Here is a 21,080-nt window from a genome sequence, read left to right as displayed (position 1 = left end):
CGGGGTAGTGGGAGGGCTGTGGGAGGCCGTCGTACAGTGCCGGACGCCGTACCGCCCCATGCGCTGCCGGCGATCGGTCACATCAGGGCCTTGGATCACTTCACGGGATGGTGGGGCGAGCCGTTGGCACGACCCTTGCGGGTGGGGGCGGGAGCGGCGGTCGAGGTCGGGGACGTGATCCTGGTGGGCGCCGCGGTGGGCCCGGACGTGGCCGCAGGAGCGGTGGAGGCGGCCGACCGGTCCGTGGGACCGGGGGTCTTCTGCACCGTGGGGCCGGAGTTCCGCTGCCCTGCGGTGGGACTCGCGGTCCCTGCGGAGTGGCCCGTGCCGGGCGAGGCGTCGGGCGCGGTCGCCCGGGGCGTGGTCGGGTGCGTGGAGTCCGGCTGCGGGACGAACGGAGAACCGATGCCGGGTCCGCCCAGCATCGTGCTGATCAGCAGGGTGACGTAGCCGCCGGCGGGGATAACCAGCAGCCGGGCGGCGCGGAGTACGCGGCGCCGGCGTCGCCCCGAGGAGTCGACGAAGACGGGCCGCACCGACTCGTTCGCCGGAGTCTCCGGTTCCGGTACCGGGGCGCCGGTGTCGAACTCCGGGGGCGGCACGGTGAGGACGTCACCGTGGGGAGAGTCCCACGCCGTCGTGGCGGGGTCCGGTCCGGCCACGTAGGGATGCGGTCCGGTGGCGTGGGGGTCCGTCCCCGTCGCATGGGTGTTGTACTCCGAGTGCGTCCACTGCGCGAGTTCCACCGAGTCCCAGGACATCGTGCCCGTGTCCGTGCCGACGCCGGCGCCGTACTCGTAGCCGTAGGCATACGCGTGCCCGGCATCGCCGTACGGATCCTCGCCGTACGCCCCGCCGCTTTCGTCCATCCGCCGCACGAGTCGTGTCCCCTGTCCTGGCCGACCGACGCGGTCGTCCGCATGGAAAGAGCGCACTCGGCCGGAAGTGTTACACCTCGGCCTCGCCGTCGTACCTGCTCCACCGCGATGAACGAGTCGGACGAGCCGGACGAAAGGTGAACGATCATGACGATGGCTTGCCTGGGGCCCGCGGGCGGGAGAACGGCCGGCGGGGAGCAAGCGGGCCGTTCGCCCCCCCCGGCGAGGCGGACACGCGGCGCCTCTGTCGGCCGAAGATTCCTGACCCGCGCCCTACGCGCGCCTCAGGTCGGCAGCCACTTCACCACCGCGTCCCCGCACTCGGCCGTCTGTGCGTAGAACGCCCTCAACTCCTGGTGCGCCACCGCGAACGCGTACCACGTCTCGGGCTCGGCGGTCACGCCGCCGTAGCGCGGCAGCAGTTCGGCGCGGGCGAAATCCCACAGCGCGTCGAAGTCGGCCACCGCCAGGAACCTGGCCACCCGGCGGGCCTGGGCCGCCGTCAGCACCAGGAACGGCGACTTGTGCCGGTCGGCGCGGAACACCGGCCGACCACCGAGCACCACCTGGGTCTGGGGCCGGCCTTCGGCACGATGCGCGGGAGCGCCGGCGTAGATGCGTTCCTGGTCCAGATAACGCTTGTCCAGCTCCTCTTCACGGTGCCGGCCCACCCGGCCTCGGACGGTCTCCGAGTCGTCCTCGAAGAGTCGTTCGAGCCAGGTCGTACTGTTGCGCAGTGCGGGCGGCGGCACCGCTCGCAGACGGAGGTACGTACTCATGCCAGAGGGAGCGCACGGGGACGCCGAAGCATTACGCCGCCCGCGCCGGTTGCCGGGAATCCCCCGGAACCGGGTAACGGATCGACCGCCGACCTCGCTCTCTTCGTATGTGACGAAAGATCAGGAGACGAGACCCCATGCGGCGACCAGGCCCGTGCGGTGGGCGGCGGACACGGTGGCGACAATGCGGGAGGGGGCACGGCTGCACCTCGACTACTCGGCATCCAGCCTGTGGCGCGTCGACCGGATGATCGACGACCTGCGACGGGAGGACACGCCCTACGCCGCCGTGGAGAGCGTGCTGCGCGGCTTCGGGGCGTACGCGGGTGAGGTGATCGTCCGCCAATCGGGCGCCGAGTGGTGGGAGGCGGACGGCCACCACTGGATCCGCACGGCCGGGGGACGGCTGTGGGATCCCATCGACGAGGCCCGCCGCTGCTTCGCCGAAGACGGCTCACTGCGGCTGCTGTGCCGCGACGCGACGGCGGGCGCGCCCGAACCCCGGGATCGGCAACCGCGGCAAGGTCCGTCCGGGGGTGCGGCGCCGGCGACGACGTGAAGGGGCGCCCAGGCGTTGTGACACTTCTGTGAGGACAGACGCTGATCACCATGGGGCCGTCGATGCGACCGGAGCACGGCGGACGGCATGCACTCGCCATGAACCCGGTACGAACGAGGACAGCCTTGGGCCAGGTACGGCAACCCCGGCGTGTACAGGCGTACGACGGGGAATTGGGCGCGGCGGTCGCGCGGGCCCAGGACGGCGACGAGACGGCCTTCGCGTTCGCGTACCGGATCGTGCAGCCGGGCCTGCTCGGCTATCTGCGCGGCCTGGTCGGTGACGACGCGGAGGACGTGGCCTCCGATGCCTGGCTGGAGATCGCCCGTGACCTCGGCCGCTTCAAGGGGGACGGGGCCGGGTTCCGCGGCTGGACCTCGACCATCGCCCGGCACCGGGCGCTGGACCATCTGCGCCGCCAGCGCGTACGGCCCCGGACAGGAGGGACTGAACGGGACGTACTGGACCTGCCCAGTCGGCACAGCACCCATGAAGAGGCCCTGGAGTCCCTGTCCACCGAGCGGGCGCTGGAACTGGTCCGCGGGCTGCCGCGGGACCAGGCCGAGGCCGTGCTCCTGCGGGTCGTCGTCGGCCTGGACGGTCCCGCCGCCGCACGCGTCCTCGGCAAGCGCCCGGGAGCGGTGCGCACTGCCGCCCACCGGGGCCTGAAACGCCTCGCCCGCCAGCTGGGCGTCGCCAATGAATCGGACAAGGGTGTGACGAATGAGGCTTCCCCAACGCTGGGGAAGTCGAAATGAACAACGCCGGCAACAGTGACCGACTGACAGGCATCAGGCTCGGAACACCGAACGAATCGAATCGGTCGAACAGGAACGGAAGCGGACATGGGTGAACGGCTGGGCGGCGAAGGAGTGCCGGGCCGTCGACGTGTGCGCCCTGGCGGCGCCGCGTCCGACCCGTGGGAGGTGCGGGACGCCGCCACGCTGGAAACGGAGCTGGGCGCCGTCCTACGCGGAGGCCATCTCGACCCCGAGGCCGAGCAGCGGGCCCTGACCGCCTTCCGGGCCGCCCATGACGCAGGCACGCACCGGGCGCGTACCCGGCGCCGGGACGACTGGCGGCTGCCCGCGGAGCGGCGTGCCAGGCGTCCTGTGAAGATGACGCTCGGCGTGGTGTTCGCCAGCCTCACGCTGGGTGGAGTCGCGGTCGCGGCCATCGGTTCCGTCGGCTCGTCCACGGACGGTGACGGCGCCGGGCGGGGTACCGCGCACCCGTCGGCGGTCGCCCCGGACCAGCCGGGCGGTGAGGCCTCGTCGGCGCCCTCCGGCGTCCCCGGACCGACGGACGGCCCGGCCACCGCTCAGGACACCGAAGCCCACTGCCGCGCCTACGAGCAGGTCAAGGATCGCGGCAAAGCGCTCGAAGCGCGAGCCTGGCAGCGGCTCGTCACGGCCGCCGGCGGGAAGGACAAGGTCGCCGCGTACTGCTCCGAGCAGCTGGCGCTGGCGACAGCCGCGCCGAGCGGGACCGCCGGCAACGGCAAGGCGGGGAGCGCCGGCGCCTCCGGCAGCAACCCCGGCGACACGGGCAACGCGGCCGGAAACGGCAAGGGAAGCGGCGCGAAGGGCAGAGGGAAGCACAAGTAGCCCCCGCCGTGCTCAATCCGTGCCCGTAGGGGCGGACAACCATGGTCACCAGCGGTGCGATCAGGCCGCCGCAACGGCGTCGGCACGACGAACACACGCTGGTCCGCTTCGGCCCAGGACATGTCCTCGGTGTCGGGACCGTGGAGATCAGTTCTCCGCCACGCTGTACCACTTGGTGCCGCCGAGCAGGTACTCGTAGACGGGACGGCCCCGACTGCCGCTGGTGCGGAACGGTATTCCGTGGTCGTCGATCCGTGTGGTTCCCTGACGGCCGCCGCTGGACCACTGCAGCTCCACGTACCAGTTCACATCGTGGGCACTGGCATGGGCGGTGATGTACAGCACCTCGGGATCGGACTGGCTGACCTTGTAGGGGAGACCGCGCTGGCCGGCCTTCGGCACGATGGTGGGGTGACCGGCGTCGAGGTCCGTGTCGAACGACCTCGTCTCCACGCCTCCGCCGCAGCCCGACGACCCCAGGTATGCGTTCCAGGCCGGGGGCGTGCTCGAGTTGGCCACACGGACGTGCATGGACTCGATGACGACGGTTGCGTCCCCGGTGCCCTGGACGGTCAGCGCCACCCGTTGCCCGTCGGCGGCGATGGCGCCGTGCGCCTTCACCCAGCCCGGCACGTCCTGCCCCATCACCGGTGGCGAGACTTCGCCGGGAGGCCGGTTGATCAGGTACTTCCCCTCGCACTGCGGGTCGTCCCAGGCATAGGTGCGGGTGCTCACCGTGAGCGGGACCTCATCACCGTCCTGGGCGCGGCCCGTGTCGGTGCTGTGCACCGACGGCTTGGCGTCGGGCGTTGCGGGGGTTGGGGCCGGGGAGCGGCTCGGACGCGCGGAGGGGGACATGGACGCCGATGGGTGCAGCGTGGAGGCGGCGGAGGCCGACTGTCCGGAGGAGGCCACGGTGTCGGCCGGCCGGCCGTTCTCCGCCAGGTCCGTCCCCCCGCCCTTCAGGTCGACCGTGAGCGCGGTGGACACGGCGACAACGACGGCGGTGCTCGCCGCGATCAGGGCCCACCGCCTGCGGGCGGTCCGGATGAGCGTCGGCGTGCGGCGAGCGAGGACAGCCGCCTCCGGCGACGGTTCGTCGACGGACCCGGGAGGGTCCCCCGGCTCACTCGTGGATGTGGGCGCGGTTGCGGACGCGGTCGGCTGCGCGGGTGCGGGCGGGGGCGGAACGTCTGACACGGCCTCCGGCTGGGGCCGGTCCGTGCGTCCCTGCGTGGAGCATGGCTCCTGGCCCGAGCCGGACGTGGACGCTCGGGCCCGGTCCGCGGAGTCCGGTTCCGATTCCGCCGCGGCCCGCCGGGCGCGTTCCCGCGCCGCGTCCGCCAGGACCCAGCGCCGGTGCAACTCGACCTGTTCCTCGGGAGTCGCCTTGCACACCCGGGCGAAGCGGGAGACGGCCGCGTGGTCGGCCGGCACTCCTTCCCCCTTGCAGTACCGGTGCAGCGTCGAGGTGCTCATGTGCGCCCGCTTCGCCAGAGCCTCGTAACTCAGCCCGGATCGCTGCTTCAACTCGCGCAGCAGCGCCGCGAAATCAGCGATCTCCTCAGCCGCCCCCACCAGTCCTCCATTCCGTTCGGCTTCCCAGGAAGGTCACGTTTCCCCAGTTCAGAGCCGGTTCGCGCATCCCAGCGTCCCGAAATTCCCGATGGAATGGCGGATGGGACGCCGCATGGCACAGGCTTGGGCCATCCAAGCACGGCGCCTCGCCGGACACGGTGATCGGCCCCGCCCAACTCCCCTTTCATGGCCCGCACTTCCGGCGCGCCCAGATGTTCAGAGAAAGCAGTCCATTCATGCGTAGCACTACTCGTTTCGTCTCCCGCACGGCCGCCTCCTCCATGGTCGTCGCCGCCGCCCTCGCGCTCGTCGGATTCCAGGCCGCCGGGCAGACCGCCTCCGCCGCCACCACGAAGGCGTCCTCGGTCGTCACCTGCACGACGGCGAACACCAAGCTGACCGTCACCGAGGTGTCCCGCCCGATCAACCACCTGCTGCTCAAGGCCACCAACACCGGCACCAAGCCCTGCTACGCCTACAGCGCCCCCTTCCTGAGGGCCGGCGCCGACGCCCAGGCCCCGCTGCCGTGGGCCGAGGAGACCATTCCGCAGGCCGTGCTGGTGCTCGAACCCGGCCGCTCCGCGTACGCGGGCATCACGACGTACTCCCCCGACGGCGAAGGGGGCAGCAAGGAGAAGACCCTGGGCGTGATCTTCACCGACAGGAAGGGCAACGCGACCAACACGGAGAAGACCCTGAAGCTGCCGAACGGCGGTGTCTTCTTCAACAGCGCCGCCACCGTCACCTACTGGCAGGACAACGCGGCGGACGCCCTCTCCTGGTAGCCACCCTGGCATCCCAGCGGTCTCACGGCCCGGGCGGTCGGCTCAGCGCGTGACCCCAACTTGGACGAGCACAGAGCCTGCCGTGAATCCCGGTGTCACTTGCCTGCTTCGGGCCCGTACCACTGGAGCGCCTGTCCGGTCACGGCGGTGATGCACTCGAAGTCGCGGGGCGGATGCGGCGATCGCCGTCGGACCCGAGCGTCCGCTTCAGGGCCCGGATGGCGACAGCGGGAGGCGGGCGACGATGCCGGCGCCGTACGGGTGGGGTTCGACGCGGAGAGTGCCGTGGTGCTGATGGGCGATGTCGCGGGCGATGGCCAGCCCGAGGCCGGCTCCGCCGTGGTCCCGGCTGCGGGCGTCGTCCAGGCGGGTGAAGCGCTCGAAGATCCGCTCACGGTCGGCCTCGGGAATGCCAGGTCCGTCGTCGGTCACCTCCAGTACGGCCAGGCCGGCGTCGTCCGGGTCGGTGTGCAGCGCCAGTTCGATGCGGCGATCGGCATGCCGTTGGGCGTTGTCGAGGAGGTTGGTGAGGAGTCTGACCAGCCAGCCGCGGTTGCCCTCCACGGTGAGGCCGGGTTGCAGCCGTGTGTCGATGGGGAGCCGGTCGCCGTGACGCGCGGCAACGGTCGTACGGCAGAGTTCGGCCATGTCCAGCGGGCGGCGGCTGACCGGCTCGGCCGTATCCAGACGGGCGAGGAGCAGCAGGTCGGAGGCGAGGTCCTGGAGCCGGACGGTGTCCTCCAGGGCGTCACTGACCAGGTCGGGCCACAGGGCCGGGTCCGGATGGGCGAGGGCGACCTCCAGCTGGGTGCGCAGGACGGTGATGGGGCTGCGCAGTTCGTGCGAGGCGTCGGCGATGAATCGGCGCTGGCGGACGACGGCGTCCTCCAGGCGGTCGAGGGTGGCGTTCATGGTGCGGGCGAGGCGGGCGACTTCGTCCTGGGAGGCCGGTACCGGGACGCGGCGGTGCAGAGCGCGTCCGGTGATCTCGGCGACCTCGGAGCGGATGGCTTCCACCGGACGCAGGGCCCGGCCGGTCACCCACCAGGTGACCAGGGCGACCGTGGCCAGCAGCAGCGGTGTGCCGATGCCCAGCGCGACCTTGGTGATCTCGTCGGCCGCGTCCGCGTCCCGCAGCGACGTGCCCGCGTACACGGTGACCGCGCCGCCGGGGGTCTGGGCGGTGACGGCGACGATCCGCTGGCGGTGTCCTTCGCCGAATGGTTCGCCGGACCAGGTGGCGCGCAGCCTGCCCTCATGGGGGCGCAGGTCGGCGACGGCCGGACGGCCGACGAGGTTCTGGCTGGCGGCCACCACGCGCCCACTGCTGTCGACGACCTGGATGAAGTCGGCGCCGTGGGTGAGAGGCAGCAGGTCGGGCAGTTTGCCCTCGGCGGCCAGCTGACCGACGGTGTCCGCCTGCGCGGTGGCTGCGTCGTTGGCATTGCGCTGGAGGTCGACATGCAGCATGGCGAACAGCGCGAAGGAGGCTGCGGTCAGTGCGAGGGCGACGACCGCGGTCGCCCCGACCGTCGCCCGGGCCCGCACCGATCCCGGCCACGGATGTCGTACGAGCCTCACGGCGGCGAAGCGCAGGCGCCGGATCGCTGCCCGTATCTCGCCGACGCGGGGGACGAGCCATCTAGCCACCGTCGGCCGCCAGCCGGTATCCGGCGCCGCGGATGGTCTCCAGGGCGCAGCGCCCGAAGGCGGTGTCGATCTTGCGGCGTACGGCGCTGACGTGGACCTCGACGAGATTGGGGTCCGCCTCGAAGGCCGAGTCCCAGACGTGTTCGAGGATCTCGGGCTTGGACACCACCTCGCCGGCCCGGCGGGCCAGGTACTCCAGAATGGCGAACTCCCGTGCGGTGAGCCGGACTTCGGTGCCGCCACGGACGCATGTGTGGCCGGCCGGATCGATCACCAGGTCACCGAGCCGGAATGCCGGAGGGAGCCGGTGGCCGGTACGACGGTGGAGCGCGCGGAGCCGGGCGACCAGGACGACGTAGGAGAACGGCTTGGACAGGAAGTCGTCGGCACCGGTGTCCAGCGCCTCGGCCTCGTCGTACTCCCCGTCCTTGGCGGTGAGCATCAGGATCGGTGTGACGCTCCCGGCCGAGCGCAGCCTGGCGCAGACCCGGTAGCCGTTGAGGCCGGGCAGCATGATGTCGAGCACGACCACGTCGTAGCTGTGCTCCAGGGCGAGCCACAGTCCCTGGTTCCCGTCGTGGGCGACATCGACGGTGAACCCCTCGGCCCTGAGCCCTCGCTGCAGAGCGGCGGCCAGCCGCTTCTCGTCCTCGACCACCAGTACGCGCACGGCATACAGCCTCGCACGCCGGACGGACGGTGGCTGAAGACGCCTTCAGCCACCTTCAGCCTGGCTTCAGCAACGGCATTCCAAGCTGATCGCAGCCGCCGGCACCGGGCCGGTCGAGGCGATCAGGAGCCCGAGCATGTCCCAACCCGAACCGCCGCAGCAGCCCGAGTCGACGCCGGACTCACCGGTTGCGCTGCCGAAGCCGGCCAAGTCGGCCAAGACCTTCCGGGCGCGCCTCCCCCGGGTGAGCCGTCGCCGTGGCACCGTCCTCGGCGCCGCGGTTCTCCTGGCGGCCGCGGCCGGCGCCGCTGTGGTCGTCCACCACGACCACGGTGAAAAGGGCGACCACGGCCGGTTTGCGGCAGAGCACAGGCGGGCGGACGGCCGCGACGACCGGCAGGGCGCATACGGGCAGGCACGAGGCGGTCGCGGCGGCCAGAACGACGAATCCAGGCTCGGCGGCAACGGCCAGGGCACCCAGAGCAGCCAGGGCGGTCAGAACAGCCGGAGCGGTCAGAGCACTGCGGGGACCCTCGCGCCCGCGCCGCTGCCGGTGGTATCGGCCGCTGCGGCGATCGAGGCGGCCGGCAAGGCGGTTTCCGACAGCAAGACGGAGGCGCTGCGCGTGGTCGCTGAGCAGGGTGGCGGAAGCGCGTGGGAGGTCGAGGTGCTGGGCGCCGACGGTGTCCGGCACCTGGTCACCATCGACGGAGCCACCGGCACGGTGACCGGCAACACCGTCGCGCCGGCCACCTCGGACACGGCGAGCTGACGGCCCGGCCCCCGAGCCGAGGGTGCGGCGCGGCCCGCCCTCGGCCCGGGGGTGCACCGCCTCGGCGCCGCGAGCGCGCAGCGGCATGGTCCGACCCGGCCCGCCTCAGAGGTTCACAGCTACCTCGTCCGGAAGGAAACCAGGGAAACCCATGAAGTCGCCGCTCGCGTCGAAGCCGGAGACGGCGCGCGAAACACGGTGTGGCACCCGGGTCACGCCGCGTACGGGGCGGATGGCGACCGACCGGAACGACGCACGGTGGACCCCGGTCGTTCCCGGTCCAGCCACTGCCTTCGCCCGTTTCGTCCTGTGCGGCGGCGGTGTCGGGGCCGCCTCCAGTGCCGCTGTGTCACTGTGCGCCGCCCTGATGCCCTGGATGGTGGCGAACGCGCTGATAACCGCCGCCTCCACCGTCCTCTGTACGGAGCTCCACGCACGCTTCACCTTCGGGGCCGGGCGCCGCGCCGGATGGCGCCGGCACTGGCAGTCCGCGGGGTCGGCCGCTGCTGCCTACGCGGTGACCTGCTGCGCGATGGCCGTTCTGCACATGGTGCGGCCGTCGCCGGGGATCCTTTCCGAACAGGCCGTCTACCTCAGCGCCGCCGGGCTTGCCGGAACCGGACGTTTCCTGGTGCTGCGGCTGTTCGTCTTCGCCGATTCCGCTCATGGCGGGACCCGGATCGCGGCGCCGGATCAAGGACGTCGTACCGGCCGGGCCGCACCAGGGAGTCACGCCGCGGCCTCCGGCGACGCCGTCCTCGCCTCGCACACCATCTGCGGCCTCGTCGACCGCTGCGGCCGGATCGCACCCCGGCCCCACGACGACACCGCGGGCGCGCTCCTCGACCAACTGACGACCCGCGAGAAGGACGTCCCCCACCCCCGTCGCCGACGGTCCGACCAACACCAAGATCGCCGAACGCCTGTTCCTCACCCAGGCCACCGCGAAGACGCGCGCTACGGGACCGCGCGCAGGTCGTGATCTTTGCCTACGGGCATCGTCGTGATCTTCGCCTACGGGCATCAGCTGCGCACGCACGGGACCTGAGTCCGGCGCATGCCCATGCGGCGGGCCCGCGAACAAGGCCAGGTATCCGACCTGGGCCTGCCGCTCGTCAAGGACGCGGTCGTGGCGGTGGCGGGTGACACGGCCTTCTTCGTACGTACGGACCGTCCCCTGGCCCGGACGATCCCATCAGCGCAGAACCCGATTTCGCGCCCGCGCTCTGCTCACCGTTCCTCGATGCCGTGCCCACAGCGTGCCCGTGAGAGCGGCAAGCACGGTCAACGGCGTCGTCCGGCGTGGCCGTGCGCCATCACTCCACTCCGGTGTCGCGATCCGGCGCGGGCAGGCGGCGGCGGTGGTTGGCGGAGCAGAGGTCGTCGTAGGTCGCCGACAGCACCGGTACGGACGGGTCCTTCATCTGGTGCGAGGTGGACACAGGGTTCGTACATGTCTGACAACCGTCGCGGTGGCGAGGCCATCTGGTTCACCATGGGGTGTGCGATTCGATTCCGTTCCCATGCCGGCGACCGTCGAGGCCAGACCTCGTGACAGCCGTGGCTATCCCGTACCCGCCATCACCCCGTGGGAGGGCGACGAGCCCCAGTTCGCGCTCACCGACTACGGGCGCAGCGCCGAGTGCGCACGACAGCGTCTGTGTTCCGTCTGCAACACCCTGATACCCAAGGGTCCGGTGTGGCGGGTGGTCGGTGCCGCGGAGGGTTCCGCGATCCGCGAGGCGCTTGCTGCCGGGCGGCCGTACCGCAACATGGCGGCGACCCTGGAGGCGCCGGGGCACCGCGCGTGCATGCTCTACGCCTCGATGGTCTGCCCGTATCTGGCGCGCCCCAACGCGCGGCGGGGGCTGACGGCACAAAGCCCGGACGACATGACCGCGCATGTCGTCCGGGGTGCTGTTCGCGGCGATATGGGTGCCGTGGTGGGGTACGGCGACTACGAGTTCGCCGTCACCAAGACCCAGGTTCTGTTCCGCTTTCTCGATGTGGTCGAGTACCTGCCGCATGACACGGCCGACCAGCACCTGCCCGAGCTTCAGGCTGAACTCGCCCGCTCCGGCGGCCGGTTGGGTGGCGGTCAGCCGCGGTAGGCGGGCAGGCCGGTGTGCTTGGAGACCTTGACGGGCTTGCCGAAGCCGTGGGCGGTCTTCGTGATGGTGTACGTACCGGTCGGGGCGCGGAAGGCAATGGTCTTGCCGTTGGGCGACCAGGTGGGCTCGGTGTAGTCGGTGGTGGCGTTGGGGGTGACGTCCTTGACGACTTTGGTGGAGCCGCCGAAGTCCTCGACGAAGAGGTGGTCGTGCCCGTGGACGGAGCGGACGAAGACGACCTCCTCGTTGTCGGGGGAGAGAGCGGGCTCGGAACCCTTGGTCAGCGCGCCGCCCTGCTGCCGCAGGTAGTCGTCGCGGATGTAGACCTCGCCGGTGTGGGTGTTCTCGTAGACGGCCGAGCCGTAGCTGCCGCCGACATTCGGCCAGGTGTTGTTGGTCTGGGGGACGTTGCCGTCTCCCGGGTCGCCGTTCAGGCTGATCTTGGTCGGCTTGCCGTGGTTGCTGGTGGCCTTGACGCCCTCCAGGACGGTGCTGCCGTGGATCTTGGCCGAGAAGATGAGGTTGTTCTTCGCGGGGATCTGGTTCGTCCGGTCGGCGGCGGTCACCTGCCAGGTGGGGTGGGACCAGGTCTGCCCGCCCGGGTTGGCGGCGACGGTGACGCGGTGGCTGCCGTCGGGGTTGGAGACGACGAGGTCGCCGTGCCCGTCGATGAAGGCGGCCTTGCTGCCGCTGGGGTTCCAGGCCAGGTCACGGACGGTCGTGCCGAAGTCGATCGACTTACCGTTGACCATGACGTGGCGGGTGCCGTCGCTGATGGTGAGTCCCCTGGGCACGGTGACCGTGTGGGCGGACGCGGCTGCGGCGACCATCGCGGCGCTGCCCTTGGCGTCGCCGCCGGAGGACGGGGCAGCCATCGCGGTTGCGGCCGTGCCGCACAGGGTGAGCAGTGCGGCGGCACCTGCGGTGGTGACGGCTGCGGTGTTCCGACGGTTACGAGCGGACATCGAGGTTCCCCCAGGGACGTGAATGACGCTGCGATGAGAGTTTCGCGGGAACCGCCTGCCGTCCCCGGGACCTGAACCGGTCCGTCGGCTTGCTGCCCTTCGCGATGAGAAAAGTCTTCCAACAGGGGGTGACAGGGCTGTGCGCTCGCTGTCACAGCTGTGCAATAGCGGGTCAAATGAGATGAAGAAACGTCAGGAACGGGTGCCGACGCACTGAACCCGCCTGCGTGGGGCAGACGCCGTGCACTGCGACAGGCCGCTGACGAGATCGTTCCAGGCCGAAATCGCAGGTCACCGCACCGATCACCGTCGACACCATCAACAACTGGGCCGTAGGGCGCCTCCGGCACCCGTGCAGGGGCATCCCGTCCGACACGTACGGCACAGGTATTTCCGTCATCGTCCTGGTTCCGCCGCGGCGCGCAGGCGGTTCTCGCGCGCCTTCGGAGCCGGGACGTGCGCCGCCGAAGGCCGAGGTTCGTGACGTGTTGCCGACGCGATCCGCACCCGCGCCGACATCGAACGCAACCACGGGCGCGATCCGGACGCCGGCGCGGTCGACTTCGAGAAGTACGCGCTCCGTTGGAAGGAGGAGCGCGGCCTGGCCCCGACAACGCACGACCGTTACGACGGTCTGCTGCGCCTGCACATCCTGCCGACCTTCGTCGGCAAGGATCTGGACGAGATCACTCCGCCGGCCGTCCGCGCGTGGCGCGCCGAGCGACTGAAGGCGACCGGCGCCACGACGGTCGCCAAGTCGTACCGCCTGCTGAAGGCCATCCTCCAGACGGCGGTCGACGACGACCTCCTGGGCAGCAACCCGTGCCGCATCAAGGGCGCGGGCAAGGAGGAGGCCGACGAACGCCCCACCGCCACCATCGAGCAGGTCTTCGACCTCGCTGACGCCATGGGCCCACGCCGGCGCCTGATGGTCCTGCTCGGCGCCTTCGCCTCCCTTCACCCGGAGGAGCCGGCCGAACTGCGCCGTCGCAGCGTCGCTCTCGACGAATGCTCCCTGCGCGTTACACAGGTTTGCCCCGAGCTGACCAACGGCAGGCGCGTCACCGGCGACCCCAAGACCCGGGCGGGCAAACGCGCCGTCTACCTGCCCGACTTCGTGCTCCCGGAGTTGCGGCGTCACTTGCAGTGGTTCGCGAAGAAGGGGGTGGACGGTCTGCTCTCCTTCGGTGAGAAGGGCGCCCCGTTCCGCCGCTCGACCTTTGGTCGGAAGTGGCGCAAGGCCAGGACCAAGGTCGGGATGCCGGACAACTTCCGCTTCTACGACCTCCGCCGCACCGACAACACCCTCGCCGCCGACACCGGCGCCGACCAGAACCTGACAGTCCGGACCGCCGCGCCCGGCTCCGCCACCCATGACCGGCTGCGCGTCCTCGCCTCCTGGGCCGCCGACCAGAACCTGCCGGCATCGCCCTCCGCCGGCTGACGGAGGGGCTCAGTAGGTCAGCTGCTTTGCTCCGGCTTCCGCGCGGTGTCGCCCGCCGGGACGGCGCGGAGCATGGCCCTAACGCATCCTCTCCGACATGACCGCGGCACTGCGCCACGGCCTCGGCGTATGAATCGGCCGACGCACCGGGCCCGCGACCGCGCAGCCCGTCACGATGCGGAGACCCGTACGCAGGTCGACGAGGGCATCACACACGTCTTCCAACTCTTCGGAAAGCGCTGGAACGGCCCCATCATGTCCGTGCTGATCACGGGACCGACGTACTTCGCCGACCTGCGCCGGGCGATCCCCGGAATCAGCGAGCGCACGCTCTCCAACCGCCTGACCGAGCTTGCCGCCACGGAACTCGTCGTGCGCGAGGTGGACAAGGGGCCGCCACTGCGGGTGTCCTACCAACTGACGGAAGCGGGCGCGGCATTGGAGCCTGCGCTCAAGGAGCTCGCACAGTGGGCGAAGACCCATCTGCCGGAGCCGAGTCGGCCGACCGGCTGCTGAAGCCGTACGTCCAGGGCGGCGGCAAGCCGTCGCGCCCTACTCGGCGGCCAGCGTGCGGCTGCCAGGATGCCTTGTCCCAGTAGCTGGTCGGCGTCTACGACGTGGGCCGCATCATCAGCCCCAAGCTCGCCGAGAGCCAGGCGATCGGCGGTCGCGATTTGAGACGAATTGCCTCTTCGTCTCGAAGGCCCTAAGGAGACTCCGGCGGCGCATCCCACCTGCACTTAGGGCGCGCGGAGGGCACGCCGCCCCCAAATTGGACTAGACAACAAACAACCCCCAGGCCGCTGACCTGGGGGCGAATTCTGGAGCGGGTGACGAGAATCGAACTCGCACTCTCAGCTTGGGAAGCTGATGTTCTACCACTAAACTACACCCGCGTAAGACGCCGGTCACCCGGTGTCGAATGCTCGCTCACTCTACCTCATGCCCGGTCCCTGGCGCTGGCGCCGTGGGGCCGGTGCGCGTTTCGGGGGGTGGACGCGGGTGCGGGGGACCGGAGTTGGGGCGTACGGTGGAGGCGTGGAAGAGGGTCTGGGCGGGGCCGGAGTGCCGCCTGGAGAGCCGTCCCTTTCATCCCGTAATGTGGCTTACGTCGTCAGTCAGACGCGGCTCTTGGGGAAGGGACTCTGAGGACTTGATGGAGCGCACCGTCGTCCGTTGTGCCGAGGGGCACGTGTTCAGCACCGCTTCGTTCCCGATGCAGCAGGCCGAGCGACTCGGCCCCGGTCGATTGGTCCGGTGTCCGCGGTGTGCGCGGCTCCGGAGCGTCGTTCCGGTCACGCTCGAGAAGCGGTAGGACTCAGCGGTAGGACCAGCGGTAGGACCTGGGGCGCGGGGACTGTGCGAAATGCTGACAGTCCCCGCGTATCCTCGGGGCGTGCTTCTCTCAGACAAGGACATCCGGGCCGAGATCGACGCCGGCCGGGTCCGTATCGACCCGTACGACGAATTCATGGTGCAGCCCTCGAGCATCGACGTGCGGCTCGACCGCTACTTCCGGGTGTTCGAGAATCACCGTTATCCACACATCGACCCCTCCGTCGAGCAGGCCGATCTGACTCGGCTCGTCGAGCCCGAGGGGGACGAGCCGTTCATCCTGCACCCCGGGGAGTTCGTGCTCGCGAGCACGTACGAGGTGATCTCGCTTCCCGTGGATCTTGCCTCGCGGCTGGAGGGCAAGAGTTCGCTCGGACGGCTGGGGCTCGTCACGCACTCCACCGCCGGGTTCATCGACCCCGGCTTCTCCGGGCACGTGACCCTGGAGCTGTCCAATCTCGCGACGCTTCCGATCAAGCTCTGGCCGGGCATGAAGATCGGGCAGCTGTGCATGTTCCGGCTGAGCTCGCCGGCCGAGTTCCCGTACGGCAGCGACCGGTACGGCTCCCGCTACCAGGGCCAGCGCGGACCGACCGCCTCCCGGTCCTTCCTCAACTTCCATCGGACCCAGGTGTGAGCGGGAGCGGGGAGAGCGAGGACATGAGCTTGTCCGACGCGCGGGAGAACCTCACCTACGAGCGGTTCGGGACCGCGGTCCGTGAGCTCGCCCAGACCATCGCCGACGACGGCTACCAGCCCGACATAGTGCTCAGCATCGCCCGCGGGGGTGTCTTCGTCGCGGGTGGACTGGCGTACGCCCTCGACTGCAAGAACATCCACCTGGTCAACGTCGAGTTCTACACCGGTGTGGGTACGACGCTCGACATGCCCGTCATGCTCGCTCCCGTCCCGAACGCCATCGACTTCTCCGACAAGAAGATCCTGATCACCGACGACGTCGCCGACACCGGCAAGACGCTCAAGCTCGTGCACGACTTCTGCGTCGACACCGTCGCCGAGGTCCGCAGCGCCGTGATCTATGAGAAGCCCCACTCGCTGGTGAAGTGCGAGTACGTGTGGAAGCGGACCGACGACTGGATCAACTTCCCCTGGAGTGTGTTGCCCGTGGTACGTAAGTCGGGCGAGCCGATCACACCGTCCAGAGAAGCGCTCTGACCTGCGGTTTCTTCGTAGATTGCAGATGTGCGAGAGCCCCTCGAAGATCATCGAGGGGCTCTCGTGTTGTTCGGGATGCTGGTGACCTTCTGATCCGTAGCTCTATAGAGATCAGCCGCTGACGGTCGTATCAGCCCCTCCACGGCCTTTGCAGGGCGCTGATGGTTGGGGTCGGTTGCTTTGGTTGCTGTACTTCGCCGCGGTACAGCAACCGCCTGGGCCTTGCTCATCCACGTAGCGGCAAGCTCGCTTCGTCGTCGCTCATCGCGGTGTAGACGGTGAGGCAGGATGCGACGACACCGACCTCCGAAGGCCCTGCGATCCGGAGCCGCACCAACTCGGGGAGATCGGAAGAGCGGTCGATGAGACCGATGGCATCGGCAGGCCATGGGTGTGGCAGCCGCGGGAGGTACTCCACCAAGATCTCGTCGATGAAGGAGCCCTGAACCGCGATCGAATCTCCTGTCTCGACGTGGTGCAGATAGGTAAGCGAGATCACGACGTCTGGCTTGTGCGGACCCTCCCTGAGGAAGACATCCACACAATCACCGCCGTCCACGGCCCCGAACGAGACCCGTTCGACGAAGTAGCTCACGCATGGGGCAAGCATGCGGGCTGCTCGCAGGCAGCGGTTCTTGACGGCATCCTCTGCCCCGACTGCGTCACTCATGGCGTGAGGCTAGGGCTCACTGCGGGCCGCGTCGACTCCAACAATCAGTTCCGCTGGAAGTGAAGGGCTGGGTCTCTGACCTGCGGCCGTGTAATCGATCAACGCTGCGACCTGCGACTTAGCTGTCGGTGGTTGTCAGCGTTGGTCGTCGTTGAGCACCCCCGCACGGCCCAGAGGCGGCCCGAGCGGGGTGTTGCGGTGTGCCCCTCGATGCGAACTATGGGCGGGGCGGTCGCTGAGGCTTGCTCGGCAGGTCAGTCGACTGTCGGAGGTTGGTGGCGCATGGCCACGGTTGCTGTGGTTGCTGTACTTCCTTGCTGTACAGCTTGCTTCGCCGCCGCGTTCTGGACATGAGCCTCATGCCGCAGCCGACGCTCATAGTCCGCAATCTGTTGGGGTACGGGCCTGCTGGTTGCAGCTCGGATAAGCCGCTCGTTCTCCCGATCCACCAAGAAAGGGCCGTTCCCACCGAGTGTTGGCCGTTGGCCGACGGGACGACCGATGTCCTGTCGCGCGCACCAGTAGAACACCCACCCGAAAGGCACGGATTCAACCCTGGAGATGGCGAGCTCTAGGTGTGTCGCTCTTTCGGCCCGCGCAAGCTCCGCCAGAACGAGCCCTCGCGCTTCGTCTTCAGTGAGCATCTGCCCAGCGTCTCAGACGGGGCGGCGCGCATATGTCTGCTTGTCCCGAAGTCAGCGCCGCCGCGCTCGGGATCCTGGAGCACCAGCTTGGAAGATCGCGTAACCGGCCCCGGCCTGACCTGCCAAGGCGCTGACCCGCGCGTTTCCAGGAGACTCGCCGACGCTCCCCGTTGTTCCCTGCTGCCTGCCATCTGACCGGGCACGCCGGGGGCACGTGTGCTGCTCTCCCACTTTCGGTTCCCGGCCTGAGCGCTCTTCTTCGGTCCAGAGAAGCCTGAAGCCAGCGTATGAAGCACAGCGGGTCATCGGGGCGATTTCTGAAGGGCCCCGGGCATGACGAACCGTCATGAGATCAGGAAGGCGCTACCTCTTGATGCCGAGGAGGTTCCTCCTCAGGTCAGAAAGGATCTCCATGTTCGCTTCGCTCAAGCGCAGGGCTGCCCTGGCTACCGTCGGTCTCTGCGCCATCGCTGGTGTCCTGGCGAGTGCCCCCACCGCCTCGGCCTCCACCGGCAACTGGGGCTGGCCGCAGAGGTCTGCTCCAGTCCACCACGGGAGGACAGCTCTCACCACGTTTGGAATGCAGTGTCTTACGGCGGACGGGTGCACCGCCCAGCCTGGCACAACGCTCACGTTCTCGCCTCAGGGCGGTGCGAGCGTCATCAACCCCAACAACGTGACCTTCCCCTTCATCATGAGCGGCACCGGCACGCAGGTCGGCACCTGCGCCTCCACTTCACACAGCTGGATCCAGTGCACTCTCTCGTCACCTGTGAGCGTCGCCTACGGAGACCGCCTGATCGGTAACGCCAACGACAAGGGAATTTCGCTCGACGTTCCCTACTACCTCCAGTGGGGCACGGTGGTGGGCGAGTTCACCTGGTACGACCCGAGTGGGATGTCGGGCACCTACGCACCCACCGAGACGATTACCGCCGTGGTGGAATGATCGGAATGCCGCTCGGCTCCGAGAGTAGAGAAACCTGTAACAACGCCCTGGCCGGTACGGGTCTTGGCCGCACCTTGGCTCCGTGATGACCTGGACAGGTTGGCTCTACGGGGGGGGATGGCGTGCACGCTGCTCAGGATGACTTGGCGTTGAATCGACCCGGCGATGCCGTGCGCCGCAAGATCATCGAACTCCAACCAAGCGCCCCAAAGAGGCTCCTCGGTCGCTGGTTACGTGGCTCCGAAATCCACAGTTGGAGCAACGGGCTGGTGGGCGAGCGTGTGACTGGGCGGCGACTCAACAGGCTCAGGAGCAGGGGATGGTCTGTCCTGCACGCCGTCCAGTGGTCCAGTGGTTCGGACATCGATCATCTGGCAATCGGCCCTGCTGGTGTTTTCACGATCAACTCAAAACGCCACAAAGGCAAGGCTGTTTGGTACGGCGACACTGCGATCACCGTGAACCGCGCACCAACGCGCCACATAGTGATCAGCCAGCATGAAGCCCGTCGCGTCTCCCGGGTCCTGTCGCAACGCTGTGGGTTCCATGTTTCGGTTCGTCCGGTGATCGCTGTTGTTCACGCAGCCAAGGTGACGGTGAAAAACGCCGCCCCTCCCGTCCTCGTCTTGTCGGCTGATCAGGTGGATCGAGTCTTGTCCGGCCTGTCTCCGTCTCTTTCTGAGGATCAGGTGCGCCGGGTCTACGCCGTCGCCCGCGACCCTCGAACGTGGCTCAACGCCTGATTGGTGCTAGGGCGTGTCCGACGGGTCGGCACAGTCCCTGCGACTCTCCCGGCTACGCTCGCGCGGGAGCGCCCCGCGGCGCGTGGCTGCGGGGCGCCTTGTGGGGTTTAGTCGACCGACTGGCCGTCGTACGTACCGCCCACGCAGGGGTTGCCCGGCAAGTCGATCCGGGGCTCTCCGCCGCCCTGCCTGCACTGAGAGGGGGTGACGTACGACGGGGCACCCTGTGCGGTGGCGGCGGTGGCGGTGGCGGCGCTTGTGAGGCCGAGTCCGGCGAGGGCTGCCGTGGCGATGACGGAGGCGAGGATTCGTCGAATGGGCATTTTGTTCCCCTTTCACGGATTGCCTTGATTGCGGCACTAGCCATCTTGATCTTCACCCATACGGGTGGCACCTCATGTTGCGCCATTCGGGTGACATGGCTGTCGGGAGCGGGGCCGCTGACCCGGCCCGCCCAAGGCCTTCGCGGCCGACTGGGAAGGCGGGACGGACGGCGGAGCGATGGCAGCTCTGGCGGTGGGGACGGTCTGCATGACGCGACCCGTCAGACACGCTCTAGGCTCCTGCCGGCCTCGCGTTCGTCGTGTTCCACCTCGGTTATCGCGCTGACCTGCGTGTATGAGGCGTCCGCGACTACCCTCATTCAGTCAACGACGCCTGGAGTGCTTTGCCTCCAGTGCATAAGTCGGGAGAAGCCGCCAAGGTGAACAAGGAAGCGCTCTGACCTGCGGTCGCTTCGTGGGTCTCGTGCGCTGGGTCGTCCCGTCGCCCTCGGCCACCCGGCTCCCGCCGTGACAGAAGGAGGATCGGATGAGTGACGACGCACGGCCGCGGATCGAGGTCACCATCGCGGCGCCGGTGGACGTGGTGTGGGATGCGTTGCGGTCCAAGGACAAGATCCGCCATTGGATGGGCTGGGACTACGAGGGCCTGCACGGCGAGATCGACCTGATCTTCTTCACCGACACGGTGGAGAACGCCTTCGCACGCACGCTGACACTGCACGGTGGCGACGAATTCAGGCTCGAACCGAACGGCGAGGGCACCCGGGTCACGCTCACTCGCGCCCCCCGTGGTGACAACCCGGACCGGGACGCCTACTACGACGACGTCACCGAAGGCTGGGCCACCTTCCTGCAGCAGCTGAAGTTCGCCGTCGAGCGCCACCCCGGCGCCGTCCGCCGCACACTCTCGTTCGTCGGCGGCAATGACAACGCGGTGCACCTCATCGACGCACTCGACCTCGCGGACATCGCCGCGGGCACCCCGTTCCAGAGGAATCTGCTCGGCGAGGACGTCGCAGGGGACATGTGGTTCCGCTCTGGCCACCAACTCGGCATCACGGTCGACGCCTGGGGCGACGGACTCCTCATCGTGTCCAGTGCGGACCCATCACCCAGCAAGCCGAACGGCGCGGCCATGGCGATCCTGAGCACCTACGACCTCGACGACGCCCAGCTGGCCGAACTGGACTCCCGCTGGCGGCCCTGGTGGACGGAGCGATTCCCGGGCGGCGAATGAACCAAGCAGAAGCGACGCTTGAACCTGTGGCCTCATCCTTATCAGGTCGATGACGGGGCGCTGTCGATGTCGGTCCGCCCACCCGGCTCCTCGACTGGCTGTCCGCTCACGTTCGGCGTCGACCACAGTTGTTCGCCCTTGTTGGTGTCAGGCGCTGATGTCAGGGGAGTCATCGGGCTTGATTCTCCGCCGCAGGAATGGTCCGGGGATTCTCCGGTCGTGACGGCCGGGGCCTGAGTACGCG

The 21,080-nt window shown here is 69.1% G+C and carries 21 protein-coding genes, 1 tRNA gene and 2 pseudogenes; 14 read left to right on the top strand and 10 right to left on the bottom strand.

Features of this window, described 5'->3' with window-relative positions; all coding sequences use genetic code 11:
- Positions 1 to 95: 95 nt before the first annotated feature.
- Positions 96 to 869: a hypothetical protein gene (locus tag ACFVWD_RS17340; RefSeq protein ID WP_389596966.1), complete on the bottom strand. Its 774-nt coding sequence runs from the start codon at positions 867 to 869 to the stop codon at positions 96 to 98.
- 293 nt (positions 870 to 1,162) lie between these two features.
- A complete protein-coding gene (locus ACFVWD_RS17335) occupies positions 1,163 to 1,657 on the bottom strand; it encodes a DUF1877 family protein (RefSeq protein WP_389596964.1) in 495 nt (164 codons plus the stop codon).
- Between the two features lie 109 nt (positions 1,658 to 1,766).
- On the opposite strand from ACFVWD_RS17335, the gene ACFVWD_RS17330 reads away from it, so the two are divergent.
- The 3 genes from ACFVWD_RS17330 (at position 1,767) to ACFVWD_RS17320 (ending at position 3,823) form a co-directional block, all read left to right on the top strand.
- The gene (locus ACFVWD_RS17330; RefSeq protein WP_389596963.1) at positions 1,767 to 2,216 is read left to right on the top strand and encodes a hypothetical protein; all 450 of its coding nucleotides are present in this window, start codon (positions 1,767 to 1,769) and stop codon (positions 2,214 to 2,216) included.
- A gap of 125 nt (positions 2,217 to 2,341) precedes the next feature.
- The gene (locus ACFVWD_RS17325; protein ID WP_389597119.1) at positions 2,342 to 2,974 is read left to right on the top strand and encodes an RNA polymerase sigma factor; all 633 of its coding nucleotides are present in this window, start codon (positions 2,342 to 2,344) and stop codon (positions 2,972 to 2,974) included.
- 87 nt (positions 2,975 to 3,061) lie between these two features.
- A complete protein-coding gene (locus ACFVWD_RS17320; RefSeq protein WP_389596961.1) occupies positions 3,062 to 3,823 on the top strand; it encodes a hypothetical protein in 762 nt (253 codons plus the stop codon).
- A gap of 147 nt (positions 3,824 to 3,970) precedes the next feature.
- Here ACFVWD_RS17320 and ACFVWD_RS17315 read toward each other — a convergent pair whose 3' ends face one another.
- Complete coding sequence (locus ACFVWD_RS17315) at positions 3,971 to 5,401, bottom strand: helix-turn-helix domain-containing protein (protein ID WP_389596960.1); 1,431 nt, start codon at positions 5,399 to 5,401, stop codon at positions 3,971 to 3,973.
- A gap of 236 nt (positions 5,402 to 5,637) precedes the next feature.
- Here ACFVWD_RS17315 and ACFVWD_RS17310 point away from each other — a divergent pair, with 236 nt between their 5' ends.
- Complete coding sequence (locus ACFVWD_RS17310) at positions 5,638 to 6,186, top strand: DUF4232 domain-containing protein (protein WP_389596958.1); 549 nt, start codon at positions 5,638 to 5,640, stop codon at positions 6,184 to 6,186.
- Positions 6,187 to 6,393: 207 nt separating this feature from the next.
- Here the strand turns inward: ACFVWD_RS17310 and ACFVWD_RS17305 are convergent, their stop codons facing one another.
- Both ACFVWD_RS17305 and ACFVWD_RS17300 read right to left on the bottom strand, forming a co-directional pair.
- On the bottom strand, positions 6,394 to 7,767 hold the full coding sequence (locus tag ACFVWD_RS17305) for a sensor histidine kinase (protein ID WP_389597117.1): 1,374 nt from the start codon (positions 7,765 to 7,767) through the stop codon (positions 6,394 to 6,396).
- A 61-nt stretch (positions 7,768 to 7,828) separates the two neighbouring features.
- Positions 7,829 to 8,506 (bottom strand): response regulator transcription factor, encoded by a 678-nt coding sequence (locus ACFVWD_RS17300; RefSeq protein WP_389596957.1) that lies wholly within the window; start codon positions 8,504 to 8,506, stop codon positions 7,829 to 7,831.
- A gap of 136 nt (positions 8,507 to 8,642) precedes the next feature.
- On the opposite strand from ACFVWD_RS17300, the gene ACFVWD_RS17295 reads away from it, so the two are divergent.
- Positions 8,643 to 9,278, top strand: coding sequence for a PepSY domain-containing protein (locus tag ACFVWD_RS17295; RefSeq protein WP_389596955.1), 636 nt, complete (start codon positions 8,643 to 8,645; stop codon positions 9,276 to 9,278).
- A gap of 232 nt (positions 9,279 to 9,510) precedes the next feature.
- A pseudogene (locus ACFVWD_RS17290) lies at positions 9,511 to 10,017 on the top strand (GtrA family protein); the annotation flags it as partial.
- 577 nt (positions 10,018 to 10,594) lie between these two features.
- Here ACFVWD_RS17290 and ACFVWD_RS17285 read toward each other — a convergent pair.
- A complete protein-coding gene (locus ACFVWD_RS17285) occupies positions 10,595 to 10,720 on the bottom strand; it encodes a hypothetical protein (protein ID WP_389596953.1) in 126 nt (41 codons plus the stop codon).
- 81 nt (positions 10,721 to 10,801) lie between these two features.
- Here ACFVWD_RS17285 and ACFVWD_RS17280 point away from each other — a divergent pair, with 81 nt between their 5' ends.
- A complete protein-coding gene (locus ACFVWD_RS17280; RefSeq protein WP_168509811.1) occupies positions 10,802 to 11,389 on the top strand; it encodes a hypothetical protein in 588 nt (195 codons plus the stop codon).
- On the opposite strand, the gene ACFVWD_RS17275 is transcribed toward ACFVWD_RS17280, so the two are convergent.
- A complete protein-coding gene (locus tag ACFVWD_RS17275; protein WP_389596952.1) occupies positions 11,377 to 12,354 on the bottom strand; it encodes a TolB family protein in 978 nt (325 codons plus the stop codon). The genes ACFVWD_RS17280 and ACFVWD_RS17275 overlap by 13 nt on opposite strands.
- A gap of 508 nt (positions 12,355 to 12,862) precedes the next feature.
- On the opposite strand from ACFVWD_RS17275, the pseudogene xerC reads away from it, so the two are divergent.
- Together xerC and ACFVWD_RS17265 are read left to right on the top strand one after the other, a co-directional pair.
- A pseudogene (gene xerC / locus ACFVWD_RS17270) lies at positions 12,863 to 13,702 on the top strand (tyrosine recombinase XerC); the annotation flags it as partial.
- Positions 13,703 to 13,927: 225 nt separating this feature from the next.
- Positions 13,928 to 14,314 (top strand): winged helix-turn-helix transcriptional regulator, encoded by a 387-nt coding sequence (locus tag ACFVWD_RS17265; protein WP_389596950.1) that lies wholly within the window; start codon positions 13,928 to 13,930, stop codon positions 14,312 to 14,314.
- Positions 14,315 to 14,620: 306 nt separating this feature from the next.
- On the opposite strand, the gene ACFVWD_RS17260 is transcribed toward ACFVWD_RS17265, so the two are convergent.
- Positions 14,621 to 14,694 (bottom strand) — tRNA-Gly (locus ACFVWD_RS17260).
- 500 nt (positions 14,695 to 15,194) lie between these two features.
- On the opposite strand from ACFVWD_RS17260, the gene dcd reads away from it, so the two are divergent.
- Positions 15,195 to 15,770, top strand: a complete 576-nt coding sequence (gene dcd / locus ACFVWD_RS17255) for a dCTP deaminase (RefSeq protein ID WP_261688281.1) — start codon at positions 15,195 to 15,197, stop codon at positions 15,768 to 15,770.
- Positions 15,771 to 15,793: 23 nt separating this feature from the next.
- Complete coding sequence (locus tag ACFVWD_RS17250) at positions 15,794 to 16,309, top strand: phosphoribosyltransferase (protein ID WP_389596949.1); 516 nt, start codon at positions 15,794 to 15,796, stop codon at positions 16,307 to 16,309.
- Positions 16,310 to 16,535: 226 nt separating this feature from the next.
- Here ACFVWD_RS17250 and ACFVWD_RS17245 read toward each other — a convergent pair whose 3' ends face one another.
- A complete protein-coding gene (locus ACFVWD_RS17245) occupies positions 16,536 to 16,979 on the bottom strand; it encodes a hypothetical protein (protein WP_389596947.1) in 444 nt (147 codons plus the stop codon).
- 1,224 nt (positions 16,980 to 18,203) lie between these two features.
- Between ACFVWD_RS17245 and ACFVWD_RS17240 the strand changes: the two genes are divergently transcribed.
- Entirely contained in the window at positions 18,204 to 18,572 is a 369-nt protein-coding gene (locus ACFVWD_RS17240; protein ID WP_389596946.1) for a hypothetical protein, read from the top strand.
- Positions 18,573 to 18,694: 122 nt separating this feature from the next.
- Positions 18,695 to 19,315: a nuclease-related domain-containing protein gene (locus ACFVWD_RS17235; protein ID WP_389596945.1), complete on the top strand. Its 621-nt coding sequence runs from the start codon at positions 18,695 to 18,697 to the stop codon at positions 19,313 to 19,315.
- Positions 19,316 to 19,422: 107 nt separating this feature from the next.
- On the opposite strand, the gene ACFVWD_RS17230 is transcribed toward ACFVWD_RS17235, so the two are convergent.
- Positions 19,423 to 19,638: a hypothetical protein gene (locus ACFVWD_RS17230; protein ID WP_389596943.1), complete on the bottom strand. Its 216-nt coding sequence runs from the start codon at positions 19,636 to 19,638 to the stop codon at positions 19,423 to 19,425.
- 487 nt (positions 19,639 to 20,125) lie between these two features.
- On the opposite strand from ACFVWD_RS17230, the gene ACFVWD_RS17225 reads away from it, so the two are divergent.
- Positions 20,126 to 20,836, top strand: coding sequence for an SRPBCC domain-containing protein (locus ACFVWD_RS17225; protein WP_389596941.1), 711 nt, complete (start codon positions 20,126 to 20,128; stop codon positions 20,834 to 20,836).
- Positions 20,837 to 21,080: the final 244 nt, after the last annotated feature.

The sequence above is a fragment of the Streptomyces sp. NPDC058086 genome, from assembly GCF_042885015.1.
GTDB lineage: Bacteria > Actinomycetota > Actinomycetes > Streptomycetales > Streptomycetaceae > Streptomyces.
This window is presented reverse-complemented; position numbering and strand designations above follow the sequence as displayed.

What these genes read in the sequence shown, in the direction of transcription:
- ACFVWD_RS17230 (WP_389596943.1), bottom strand. Translation starts at nt 19,638, where the DNA reads ATGCCCATTCGACGAATCCTCGCCTCCGTCATCGCCACGGCAGCCCTC.
- ACFVWD_RS17250 (WP_389596949.1), top strand. Translation starts at nt 15,794, where the DNA reads ATGAGCTTGTCCGACGCGCGGGAGAACCTCACCTACGAGCGGTTCGGG.
- ACFVWD_RS17225 (WP_389596941.1), top strand. Translation starts at nt 20,126, where the DNA reads ATGAGTGACGACGCACGGCCGCGGATCGAGGTCACCATCGCGGCGCCG.
- ACFVWD_RS17335 (WP_389596964.1), bottom strand. Translation starts at nt 1,657, where the DNA reads ATGAGTACGTACCTCCGTCTGCGAGCGGTGCCGCCGCCCGCACTGCGC.
- ACFVWD_RS17240 (WP_389596946.1), top strand. Translation starts at nt 18,204, where the DNA reads ATGCAGTGTCTTACGGCGGACGGGTGCACCGCCCAGCCTGGCACAACG.
- ACFVWD_RS17295 (WP_389596955.1), top strand. Translation starts at nt 8,643, where the DNA reads ATGTCCCAACCCGAACCGCCGCAGCAGCCCGAGTCGACGCCGGACTCA.
- ACFVWD_RS17275 (WP_389596952.1), bottom strand. Translation starts at nt 12,354, where the DNA reads ATGTCCGCTCGTAACCGTCGGAACACCGCAGCCGTCACCACCGCAGGT.
- ACFVWD_RS17245 (WP_389596947.1), bottom strand. Translation starts at nt 16,979, where the DNA reads ATGAGTGACGCAGTCGGGGCAGAGGATGCCGTCAAGAACCGCTGCCTG.
- ACFVWD_RS17280 (WP_168509811.1), top strand. Translation starts at nt 10,802, where the DNA reads ATGCCGGCGACCGTCGAGGCCAGACCTCGTGACAGCCGTGGCTATCCC.
- ACFVWD_RS17320 (WP_389596961.1), top strand. Translation starts at nt 3,062, where the DNA reads ATGGGTGAACGGCTGGGCGGCGAAGGAGTGCCGGGCCGTCGACGTGTG.
- ACFVWD_RS17310 (WP_389596958.1), top strand. Translation starts at nt 5,638, where the DNA reads ATGCGTAGCACTACTCGTTTCGTCTCCCGCACGGCCGCCTCCTCCATG.
- ACFVWD_RS17340 (WP_389596966.1), bottom strand. Translation starts at nt 869, where the DNA reads ATGGACGAAAGCGGCGGGGCGTACGGCGAGGATCCGTACGGCGATGCC.
- ACFVWD_RS17265 (WP_389596950.1), top strand. Translation starts at nt 13,928, where the DNA reads ATGAATCGGCCGACGCACCGGGCCCGCGACCGCGCAGCCCGTCACGAT.